8 protein-coding genes are annotated in these 11795 nt (G+C 53.3%); 5 read left to right on the forward strand and 3 right to left on the reverse strand.

Going from position 1 to position 11795, the window contains the following annotated elements:
* Nucleotides 1-13: 13 nt before the first annotated feature.
* The 3 genes from ACN0YN_RS17810 to ACN0YN_RS17820 form a co-directional block, all read right to left on the reverse strand.
* Nucleotides 14-1444: a sulfatase gene (locus ACN0YN_RS17810; RefSeq protein ID WP_417386381.1), complete on the reverse strand. Its 1431-nt coding sequence runs from the start codon at nucleotides 1442-1444 to the stop codon at nucleotides 14-16.
* Nucleotides 1445-1474: 30 nt separating this feature from the next.
* A complete protein-coding gene (locus ACN0YN_RS17815; protein ID WP_417386382.1) occupies nucleotides 1475-2662 on the reverse strand; it encodes a hypothetical protein in 1188 nt (395 codons plus the stop codon).
* Nucleotides 2663-2787: 125 nt separating this feature from the next.
* Nucleotides 2788-3945 carry a hypothetical protein gene (locus ACN0YN_RS17820; protein ID WP_417386383.1) on the reverse strand — a complete coding sequence of 386 codons (1158 nt, stop codon included), beginning with the start codon at nucleotides 3943-3945 and terminating at the stop codon, nucleotides 2788-2790.
* Between the two features lie 354 nt (nucleotides 3946-4299).
* On the opposite strand from ACN0YN_RS17820, the gene ACN0YN_RS17825 reads away from it, so the two are divergent.
* The 5 genes from ACN0YN_RS17825 to ACN0YN_RS17845 all read left to right on the forward strand — a co-directional run bounded on the left by ACN0YN_RS17825 (nucleotide 4300) and on the right by ACN0YN_RS17845 (nucleotide 11789).
* Complete coding sequence (locus tag ACN0YN_RS17825) at nucleotides 4300-7077, forward strand: DUF1553 domain-containing protein (protein WP_417386384.1); 2778 nt, start codon at nucleotides 4300-4302, stop codon at nucleotides 7075-7077.
* Between the two features lie 7 nt (nucleotides 7078-7084).
* Nucleotides 7085-8569 carry a DUF1501 domain-containing protein gene (locus tag ACN0YN_RS17830; RefSeq protein WP_417386385.1) on the forward strand — a complete coding sequence of 495 codons (1485 nt, stop codon included), beginning with the start codon at nucleotides 7085-7087 and terminating at the stop codon, nucleotides 8567-8569.
* A gap of 80 nt (nucleotides 8570-8649) precedes the next feature.
* Nucleotides 8650-9453, forward strand: a complete 804-nt coding sequence (locus ACN0YN_RS17835; protein WP_417386386.1) for a glycerophosphodiester phosphodiesterase — start codon at nucleotides 8650-8652, stop codon at nucleotides 9451-9453.
* A gap of 93 nt (nucleotides 9454-9546) precedes the next feature.
* Complete coding sequence (locus ACN0YN_RS17840) at nucleotides 9547-11274, forward strand: ankyrin repeat domain-containing protein (protein WP_417386387.1); 1728 nt, start codon at nucleotides 9547-9549, stop codon at nucleotides 11272-11274.
* A gap of 158 nt (nucleotides 11275-11432) precedes the next feature.
* Nucleotides 11433-11789 carry a BlaI/MecI/CopY family transcriptional regulator gene (locus ACN0YN_RS17845; RefSeq protein ID WP_417386388.1) on the forward strand — a complete coding sequence of 119 codons (357 nt, stop codon included), beginning with the start codon at nucleotides 11433-11435 and terminating at the stop codon, nucleotides 11787-11789.
* Nucleotides 11790-11795: the final 6 nt, after the last annotated feature.

Raw genomic sequence — 11795 nt, forward strand, 5'->3', positions numbered from 1 at the left:
CCCGCTTTCGATTTCAGTCTTTTGCTGCAGCGACAGGATAACGTGCCTGTTGTGCCTGCAGCTTCTGTTTCAGTTCGGCCTGCAGTTCTGCCGCTTTTTCCGAATGAGTGCTGCTGAGATCGTGCTGCTCGGAAGGATCTTCACTCAAGTCGTACAACTCACGCTGGTCGGTTTCATAAAACTGCAGTAGTTTCCAGTTCCCCCGGCGGAGGGCTGACACCGGTCTGGTTTGACTCACGATGAAATCGTTGATGCCGATCTCCGGTTTCGCTTTGAGATATCCTTTTTCCGGATGGTAGTACGGGAAATGCCACGTTAACGCCCGTTCGAGCCAGGCAGCAGTTGCCCCGTGAAACAGCGGGAGCAGGCTCTCGCCATCCAGTGTCAATGATGAGCAATCCACTCGGGCCACATCACAAAATGTGGGAAACAGATCGGTGCCGCTGACTGGTGTCGTGCAGACCGAATCTGCCGCCACATGCTCTGGCCAGCGTACCAGCAGAGGCACGCGGATGCCCGCTTCATACAGGTTCCATTTACTCCCTCGCAGTGGTGCATTGTCGGCGTACTCGGGAGTCCCGCCGTTATCGGACGTGAAGACAACCAGCGTCGATTCACGTAAACCCTGTTGATCGAGGGCCGTCAGGACCTGTCCCACATACGCGTCCAACGTTTCGATGAACGCACCGTAATGAGTACGCAGGATCTCATCACCCGTGTCGACTGCAGCCCGCTTCTGATACTTTTTCACCAGCCAGTCAGTCGGCGCGCGGACCGGTGTATGTACATGGAAGTAAGACAGATACAGGAAAAATGGCTGCTCCCGTTTTTGTTTCAGAAAGTCAATTGCATTGTCTGTCACTGCGTCGGGCGGAAATTCGCCTGGTTTGAAATCGCCGGGCTTCCAGTCGAATTTCTTTGCATACGGATGACTGCCAAATGTTTCCTTCGCCGACTGAAAGCCCTGCTGTTTGGGTCCGTGCGTCGGACTCCAGCCCAGGTAATGCTGGTAATGTTCACAGACATGCCATTTCCCGAAGAAGCCAGTCTGGTAGTTCGCCTGCTGCAGCATTTCCGCGATCGTGACTTCTTTTAAAGGCAGCTCGCGCGTGTACTCGGGCGGCTGCAATTGACGTGCAGGCGGCTTCACGCCGGCCGGCTTGGTCACAAATTCAAAATGCAGACGTGCAGGAGTGCGACCGGTGAGAATCGAGGCCCGTGATGCACTGCAGATCGGCGCGGGAGAATACGCGTTCGTAAACCGCAAGCCCTGTTTTGCCAGTTGATCCAGATGAGGCGTCTCCGCGAGTGTGCCTCCGTAGCAACCCAGGTCTTTCCAGCCCAGGTCGTCGGCCAGAATGAAGACGATGTTAGGCGCTGGCTCGGCAGCAGGAACCGGAAGACACCAGCAGAACAGGAGTAGAACAGACAGGGCGCGCATCATCTGTAAACCTCGAGAAAGAACAACAGGACTTTATTTGATTTCGAAGGGCAGTGTAACAGACTCGCCGACCCGGTTCGAGGCGGTTTGCTGTTTTGAAAGATCCACGGCGAATGGCTGCTGCAGACTGTTGCCTGCGAGATCTTCCAGCACGGTTCCCACCTGCAGTCGATACGCGCCCGGCTGCCAGGCTCTGTCCGGCGTAAATTTCCAGACCGACTCTGCATAATCCAGTTTAATCTTGCCTGCGATCGGATTGCCGGATGCTGTCTGTACGCTTAACTGGCTGTGCAGCAGCGCGAAATCCAGCGATTCACCCAGCTGGCAGATCAGGGGGGCACGGGTTCCGCTGGCAGGGGAATTCAATTTCCAGTCGTGAATCTCTGGCTGGCGTTCATCCATGGCAACCGCCTGGAATGTTTTTCTGACTTCGTCACCTAACGCGTGTCCCGACAACGCGGCCCACTTCGGACTGATGCGCAGTTCATATTCCTGACCCGCATTCAGAACTGCTCCCAGTTCGACATTCAGGTTCACTCCTGTTTTCTGTCTTCCCGGATGAAACCAGAGCGTAAGCTGTTTACCGTCGCGCGACCAGAGCTCCGTATGACGAAACGGGCGGGGCACGAATTGCTCCTGTGTTTTGTTAAACAGAGAAAAGTGTTCGAATATATCTCCCTGCTGCATAGGCTCGGAGAATTGAATATAAAATTTCAAATGATTGGCAGGCAACTGGTTCCCTGACGGATAAATCGACAGCACCCGGGGCGGCTTGCTGTCGGGCAGGGGAATCGCGTATGTTGCCTGTAAGCGTTTGTGGGGACTTTTTGACGCCAGCTTTAAAGCCGCGGGATCAAAGGTTGCCCGGTAACGGTTGCCTCGGACCAGCGGAAAAGCGGGTTTGAATTCCAGACGATCCTCAGTCAGCCGATAAGTGCCCAGCATGGCTGGCAATTTCGCGTCTGATCGTGTCTCCCGTTTCAGTGAGAGTACCCGCTGGAACTGTGACTCATCTGCCTCAGTCAGTGCCGACCAGAACTGGACATTCTCGGCAGTGACCACCACGCGGCACAATCGAGGATCGTTCGCATCCGCTTCAAACGCAAGCTGAAATGGTTCTTCTTGCGGCGTCCCGGCAGCGCATGTCAGTGCTTCAATTAAGAGAACACAGACAATCAGTGACAGAGTGTGCCAGCAGGTTGCAGATGATGACTTACACATCAGAGATGCATTCCCCCCAAATCGAATCGCGTTCAACGTCTTGACCCTGGACATAAAAGGAACAGGCTCTTTTCCATTCCCAAACCCGAACAGAAAAGAGCCTGTGAACCGGAGGAGATCACTCGTCAGGGCAATTCGGTTATTTCCAGATCGAGGTGCCCGTCGTTATCGCGCAGTACGACGATCTCTTTTTTCTGCAGCTTGTCGATGTGAACCGCACCGGACAACTGATCGACAATTTCAATGCCGTCAGGACCGGTCTTCTGTTTCACATCGCGGCGGGCTGCTTCTTCATTGATGTCTTCTGCATCCAGATAATCCATATTCACACGCACGCCCCACCATTTACTCGGGCCGTACATACTCTTTTTCCAGTGGAAGCGGAATGTGTTGGTCAACAACCATTCTTTGCCGTCACTTTCATAAGTCAGCATATCCAGGGGCCGGTTACCGGAACCGAGTTCCACTACGCTGGTCCCTTTGACTTTACTGCCGGACTGCAGTTCATCCAGGGGAAACTTGGCAATGGGCGTACAGGCGAAGGCACCGACGATGTAGTTTTTCCCTTTGTTCGAGTAAGGCACGAACGATTGAATGGGGGCTTTGGTTTCCCATCTGCGGTGTGCAACATGGTAAGTTTCCGCACTATAGATGTCGGCGGAAGTTCCATGCGTTAAAGGCAGAGGAATGGAATAAATTTTGTTGGCGAATTCTTCGTTCGACTGTGCCGCTGCCAGAAGACGGTCACTGGCCAGAGCAACGCCGGTGATGTTGCGAATTTTCGAATCTTTTCCGCCAGGCAATGCGACCTGAATATAATCGACTTCCGACAGATCAAAGTTTTTCACTTTGCCGTGGGCATCAATCATCAGAATCGCAGGCTGTCCGTCGGTCTTGCGATTGACGGCGAGATACACATTACCACTCTGTGAATTGACAGCCATGTCGGCGATGTCAATCTCTGATGGCTCAACACCCAGGCTGGAAGCGACAGCCACATCCACCTTGGGAACTTTCTGTTCCAGTTTCTTCAATGGTCCGACATCATGAGTATCAATAACAGTAATTGTTGCCTTCGCAGGGTCCGCCACCACCAGCAATCCGCCGGGTCCAAATGTGATTTTACCAACCGACTTGAAATCGGGATTTCCTTTTTGCACATTTTTGAGATACTTGCTCGCCGCATCTTTGGTCACACCCGCCTGCAGCAGCGGATCACCTGTCAGCAGCAGCATCAACGTCAGAAGACTGACGGTGACTTTCATAAGTCTTGATCTGATCATCAAACTGGTTCCCTGAAAAAAATGAAAACGTAGGTCTCCCTTTCCAACCAACTGATCTCAATCCTAATTCTCTGAAATTTGATAGTCAACAAGTTTGTCTGTAGAAGCGGTGATTGCACCGATTCTTCATCACAGGAAAACAATGAGGTCACGTGAACAATAACCTGTCTCCAAATTGCCAAACCGGGGGTTAATTTCTTGACATTCTGACTGCAAAACCGGTTATAATGGCGATATTCCGGGATGCGGGCCGCTCTCCGTGATCGGGATGAATACCTGCAAGAGTAACAGGACAATCAGACCTGATTGTCATCCTCCTGAATATTCCTTCCTCAATCGCGAGAAACAACAGCAATGGACGTTTCCCGGCGTACGTTTTTCTACCTGGTATTAAGCAGTCTGCTGGTATCATTTCCTGAGTCACAGCGATCTTACGCTGCAGAAAAAACGAGCCCCTCCACATCATCCCCGCTTGTGTATGAAGACACCATTCTTCCCATATTTCAGGCCCGCTGCCTGGAATGTCACAACACGAAAAACCGGAAAGCCGAATTCGATTTGAGTTCCCCCGCTGCGTTGCTGAAAGGGGGCGAATCGGGAGTCGGACTGGTGTCAGGCAAACCGGATGAGAGTCTGCTGTATGAATACCTGCACGATGGCCAGATGCCTCCCGAAGGTTCCAGGCCACTTGAAGAAAAAGAACTGCAGCTGATCCACAACTGGATCGCGCAGGGGATGAAGTTCAAACACAATCCGCAAGCGACTGCGGAAGTGCAGTTATCTCAGCATGACGTCCTGCCGATTTTCTATCGCCGCTGTGTGATGTGTCACGGCCCCGAATACCAGGAAGGGGGACTCGACCTGCGGACGAAAGCCGACATGATCAAAGGGGGTGGAGCAGGAACAGCCGTCATCGAAGGTAAGCCGGACGAGAGTCTGCTGATCAAATATATTGAAGAAAAAACCTGTCCGCCGAAAGCGGAAATCAGTCGCGCCGGTATTGAACCGATGACAGCGGAAGAACTGACAACTGTCAAAGACTGGATCGCGCAGGGGCTGAATGTCGTCAACGAGGAACCCCTGGATTTCATCAATGATCAGGATCCCCTGGTGACAAAAGAAGATCGCCAGTTCTGGTCCTTTCAGCCTCCCCAGCAGGCAGAGCCACCTTCCGTGCAGCATCAGTCCCTGGTGAAAAATCCGATCGATGCATTTTTACTTCGCAAGCTGGAAGCAAATCAGCTCAGCTATGCTCCGGAAGCGGATCGACGCGCGCTCATTCGTCGTGTGACCTATGTACTGACGGGCCTGCCCCCCACTCCCGAAGAAGTGCAGGCCTTCCTCGCAGACGACAAACCCCAGGCATATGAAAGGCTCATCGATCGACTGCTGGAGTCCCCCCGTTATGCAGAAAAGTGGGGGCAGTTCTGGCTCGATCTGGCCGGTTACGCCGACTCCGAAGGAAAACGCAGTGCCGACCTGATTCGCAAGTATGCCTGGCGTTATCGCGACTATGTTGTTCGTTCCTTTGGAGAAGACAAACCTTATGACGTCTTCCTCACCGAGCAACTGGCCGGCGATGAACTGGTCGATTACGGCAAGCCTGAGAATGCAACCCCCGAAACGATTGAGAAACTGGTGGCGACCGGTTTTCTGCGGATGGCCCCCGATGGGACCTCTGCCAACCCAGTGAATCGGGTTTCCGATCGGATGGAAGTCATCACCGATGAAATCGATGTCCTCTCGCGCGGCTTACTGGGTCTGACGATGAACTGTGCCCGCTGTCACAGTCACAAATACGATCCCATTCCGCAGCGTGACTATTACCGCGTCGTCGCAATCTTCAAAGGTGCGTATGATGAATACGACTGGATGACGCCGCAACCCTTCAGCAATCAGTGGAAGCGGGCCCGCAGTCGGCTGCTGACGGTGATACCTCAACACGAACAGGCCGCCATTGACGAGCATAATGCGCCCTTGGAAAAGCAGATCGGTGAAATCGAAGAGCAGCTCAAAGATAAAAAGCTTGAAAAGGACCAGAAGAAATCACTGGAGAAACAGCTTAAAGAGTTAAAGGCTTCCCTCAAAACACCGCCGATGATCCGTGCCCTCTGGGATCGCGGTCGTCCGTCCCCCACTTACATTTATCGTCGTGGCGATGAAAATCAGCCGACACGTCTCGTAGAGCCCGGGCCTCCCTCTGCGATTGCCGACGGCATTTCTCCGTATCATATAGAACCGGTTCAGCAGACCACATTAAAAACCGGCAGACGCCTTGCGTTTGCCCGCTGGCTCACACAACCCGATCATCCGCTGACCTCCCGTGTGTTCGTCAATCGCATCTGGAACAAACACTTTGGTACCGGAATCGTGGAGAGTATCGACAACTTCGGTGCCCTGGGCACGCCTCCCAGCCATCCGGAACTGCTCGACTGGCTGGCGGTCCAGTTTGTGAAAGAAGGCTGGAGCATCAAACAGCTGCAGCGACTGATTATGACTTCGCAGGCCTATCGCCAGTCTTCAGCCGTCACTCCACTGCATCAGAAATCGGACCCGGAGAATCGATTGATCTCCCGCATGCCGCTCCGCCGCCTTGAAGCCGAAGAGCTTCGCGATGCATTGATCTTCACCGCCGACCAGCTCGATGAAACTCAATATGGCGAGCCCGTCGATGTGGAACTCCGCCCGGATGGACTGGTGACATCTAAACGGACTTCCGAAGGCTGGCGCAGAAGTATCTATATTCGTCATCGCCGCAAAGATATGCCTACGTTTCTGGAAGTCTTCGATCTCCCGCAGATGAACCCGAACTGTACCGAACGCAAAAATTCCAATGTGGTTTCACAACCCTTGCTGCTGGTAAATAACCGTCTGGTTCATGATCTGGCCGATCACTTTGCCCGCCGCGTGCGTGCCGAAGCAGGGGATGACCCGCGGCAGCGAATTGAACGGGCCTACCAGTTGGTCTTCCAGCGTGCACCGACGTCTGCAGAAACTAAACTGGCTCTGAATTCGATTCAGTTACTGGAGACATCTGCGAAAGACGGAACGAAATCTGAACCGTCCCTGAACGGGTTTACTGAATACTGTCACGTGCTGCTCAACTCCGCCGAATTTCTTTACCTCGATTGAAACGACCATGACTGATTCCACAGCACAACCAGCACTGATGACCGAACTCTCACGGCGGCGTTTTTTCGATCGCATGACCGACGGTCTGTATGGCGTCGCGCTGACTTCGCTGCTCGGTCAACAGTCGCAGGCATTCGCAGCCGGGGAAACACATCATACACAGCAGCTCCCGGAAAATCTGAAGCCCCGGCGTCCCCATTTCAAACCCCGTGCCACGTCGGTCATTCATCTCTGTATGCAGGGAGGTCCCAGCCAGGTGGACCTGTTCGACCCTAAGCCGGCACTTAAGAAATTTCACGGCCAGACAGCGCCGCGCGAACTCACAGGCAATGCCGTCTTCGAAACGGACCGGACGGGCAAACTGATGCAGAGTCCCTTCGAATTTAAACGCCACGGTAAATCGGGGGCCTGGGTCTCCGATGTCCTGCCATACACTGCGCAGGAAGTCGACCAGATGACCATCGTGCGTTCCATGTATAACGTGCACCCCAACCACGAACCGGCAATTTACAAAATGCAGTCCGGGCAAACCTTCCCCGGCCATCCCGCTTTTGGTTCCTGGATTACGTATGGCCTGGGAAACGAAAACCAGAACCTGCCCGCTTACGTGGTGCTCGCCGATCCCAGCAATCGCCTGCCGGTCAACAATGTAGATAACTGGATGTCCGGTTATCTTTCGCCCCTGTATCAGGGGACACGCATGAAAGCCACCGGATCGCCGCTGCTTAACATTGCACCGGATTATTCAAACACGGAACAGGTCAGCCGCAACAAACAGCTGCTGCTCAAACAGCTCGACCGCATGCATCAGAAGTTAAGACCAGGTCAGCAGGAACTGGAAGCCCGCATCCAGAATTATGAGATGGCTGCCAACATGCAGCTGGAAGCAACAGAAACACTCGATATTTCCCAGGAGACCTCAGAGACCCTGGCGATGTACGGCATTGATCAGAAAGAGACAGACAGTTTCGGCAGACGCTGTCTGTTGGCGCGACGGCTGGTCGAGAAGGGGGTGCGCTTCGTACAACTTTACACGCGCGGCCAGATGTGGGACAACCACTCCAAAATTCAGCAGTCATTACAGTCCGCCTGTGGACAGACCGACCTGCCAGTGGCGGGCCTGCTGAGAGATTTACGTCAGCGGGGCCTGCTCGATTCGACGCTTGTTCTCTGGGGAGGCGAGTTCGGTCGTCTCCCAACCGCACAGATCACTTCCAGCGCCAAGATGAACGTCGCCGGCCGCGATCATGGCCCCTATGGTTTCTCAGCCTGGATGGCAGGCGGAGGAGTGAAACGGGGGCTCGTCTACGGCAATACCGATGAGGTCGGCTATGCATCGGTCGAAAACCGCGTCAGTATTCAGGACTGGCACGCCACGGTACTGCATCTGCTGGGACTGGATCACGAACGACTGGTCTACGAACGTAACGGTCTGGGCGAACGACTGACACATCAGTTTGAATCGAATGTCGTCCACGATATCATCGCCTGAGTGAATTTCATCCTCGCTTCTTGAGATCTTCATCACCAGCCGATAGCATGGCCTTCGGTTTTTTAAGGGAGTCTCCTGGGATGAAGTTTGCGTTTGTTATTCTGTTTGCTGTGATGCTGACCACGGTATTGTCTGCTGCGGAACCTGTTTTTCTGCAGAACGGGGTCACCGCGCATCGGGGGAATTCGGGTGAGTATCCCGAGAATACGATTCCCGCCTTCCAGAGCGGAATCGACGTCGGTGCGGACTGGCTTGAACTCGATATCTTCCAGACGAAAGACGGCCAACTGGTCGTCACACACGACAAAACCACGGAGCGCGTCGGCGACAAAAATCTTGACGTCGCCAGCTCCACATACGCAGAACTCAAAACAGTCGACGTGGCGACGGACTTCCGAAAACGGCACCAGTTGTCCAAAGCAGCATGCCCGCCTCAACGGATGCCGTTACTCGAAGAAGTACTGCTGCTCGTCAAACAGCAGAACAAGACCCGCGTCTCGATTCAACCCAAGGCCGACTGTGTGAAAGCAGCGGTCGCGCTGGTCAAACGCCTGGAGATGGAATCCTGGGTCGGTTTCAATGACGGCAATCTGAATTACATGACGCAGGTCAAACAGCTGGCGCCGGAGCTCCCCGTCTTCTGGGATCGGGGAGCTGATACCGATCTCGACGCCGACATCAGGATCGCTAAGCAACGCGGCTTCGAAGCACTTGTCCTGCAATTTAAAGGCATCACTCCCGACAAAGTCCGAAAGATCAAAGCCGCCGACCTCGAACCAGGTGCCTGGACCGTCAACGATCCCGCATTGATGCAGCAACTGCTCCAGCAGGGCGTCGAACGCATTTATACCGACGAACCAGCTCAGCTGCTGCGGTTGAAATAGACATTCACACACTGTAAGTTGGTTCCGGCACACCAGTTTTTTGAAACAATTCCTTGAGTCAACCTGTCTCAGAGAGAACCGGGATCAATCAACATGGCCAAAAAGAAATCGTCAGCACGCAAGAAACAACCGGACACAGCGAAACGCTCCCAGGCGGTGAATCCATTTACCGGAGAGCCCACGGATGCCGTCGACTGGGGGGATGTGTTCGAACTGGTCGAACTGAAGAAGACGCTTGCATTGAAAAACCTGTTCGATGAGGGAATGACGTTTGAGGAATTCCAGAATGCCTATTGGGGGCGTCTGGAAGACAACGAATACCTGCACCGTGCCGCCGAGCAGGGAAATCTGGCCATGGTCAAGCTGCTGGTCGAGCAGGGGGCCGATCCGGATGAACTCGACGAAGTGTACCAGACGCCTCTCGAACGGGCGTTCGAGGCGAACAGGAAGCAGGTGGCGAAGTATCTGTTTGAGCGGACAAACTCGGAAACCGCCAGGGAACTGGTAGAAGAGTCGTTATTTCCCGATCGAAAAAAAGGCCGTGATCTCCCCAAAATTGATAAGGAACTGAAACAGGCGATTGAGGAAAAGGATCTGCGAAAAGTACGCGCGCTGATCAAAAAAGGTGTGCCGGTCAATGCCCGGTTTAAATCAGAGTATAATTTTGACAGTACCCCACTGGAACTGGCCATAAAGCTTGATGCATTCAAGATTGCAGAAGCATTATTAATAGCAGGTGCCAGCCCCAATCCCGTTTTCAAGGATGACCATCCTCTGGTAACAGCCCTTGACAGGAAGTCCCCTAAGATGATGTCCCTGCTGCTGGAGTATGGTGCTGACCCGAATAATCCCTGTGATCTAAAAAAGACCTGTTTAATGAAAGCCGTGGATTATGCAGATCTGAAGATTTTGGATCTCCTGCTGGAGGCGGCCACTGACCTGAATCTGAAAGACTCGGAAGGCCGCATGGCGATTCATCACGTGTGGGCTTCACGATCACATCGCTATGACCCCAAAAAAGAGAAACGGGAACTGGAAAAAACGGTAAAAGTGCTGCTCAGACTGCTCGACGCGGGTGCCGATCTGCATGCGGAAACTGAGGGTGGGACTACGAAGCTGATGGGGCTCTGTGCTGAGCCGCGCTGGGAAGACTCCCATCAACGTTACCTGGATTTCAAAGCGGCACTCATCGACGCCGGTGTGCTCGATACCCGCATTGAGGATCTGCTCGCGTTAGTGAGACAGAATAAAATCACAGCAGTCAGAAAACTGATCAAAGAAGGAGTCAACGTGAACCACCGGGGGGATCTTTTTCCGTTTGCCGGTCAGGTGACTCCACTGGCGATGGCGGTGATGTGTGGTCATGACAAACTGGTGCAGTTGCTGCTCAAAACCGGTGCGAATCCGGATGCATGGTCCGAGTACCTCTACTTTGGTGTAGAGAATCCGAATGCCATATCTCCCAGACCGTATGATTTTAATGAGACAGATCCACTCTATTATGGGCGAGGTTTTTCTCCGGTCCGTCCGCTGGGAATCGCGGTCTGGAAAAACGACCCGAACATGATCCAGATCCTGGCGGAAGCGAATGCTTCATTGACGCTGGATGCAGGCAGTGGAAGTTTATTATGTGGAGGCCCACCCCTACTCTGGGCATTGAATTTAAAGCATCTGGAATCAGTCCAGGCGTTGGTTGAGGCAGGAGTAAATCCCTATAAATCCAAGCGAAGCATGACGGATGCCGTATTCCTGGCAAATCTGGAAAGCACTCCACCCAAAATCAGAAAACTGATCAATCAGGCGGCGAAGAAATTTAAGTAGCCTGCCCCCTCCCGATTATTGTTGAACAAGCAACTCAAGCCGTAAACAATCGCAGAATATGTGTGAACATTTCACACATTGCTCTTGCGTTTCCGACTGAAGTGTGAAAAAATCACAGATAGAAATGAAGTATATCCTGTTTCGTTAGAGGCCCTGCAATGGAACAACCCAATCAGAATGAACTGGAAGTCCTGCGGCTGTTATGGAACAAGTCGCCTCAAAAACCGGGTGAAATCCAGGAAGCGTTCGGCTGGGAGATCGATAACGGTACCCTGCGCAGCGTACTGGTCGGCATGGTCGAGCGAGGACTGCTGACGCGTAAACGCAATGGTCGGGCGTTTCTTTACTCGCCGAAAGTCAAACGAGAAACACAACTGCGACAGACGGTCCGGCGGCTGGCCGAAGTATTTAGCGGCGGGTCCACCGGTCAACTGCTGATGGAACTGGCGGAGAAAGAACGCCTGACCCCCGAAGAACTGAAACAGCTCAAGAAAATTGCCCGCGGCGAATCGTAACGGGCG

It is taken from the genome of Gimesia sp. (assembly GCF_048260065.1).
Lineage (GTDB): Bacteria > Planctomycetota > Planctomycetia > Planctomycetales > Planctomycetaceae > Gimesia.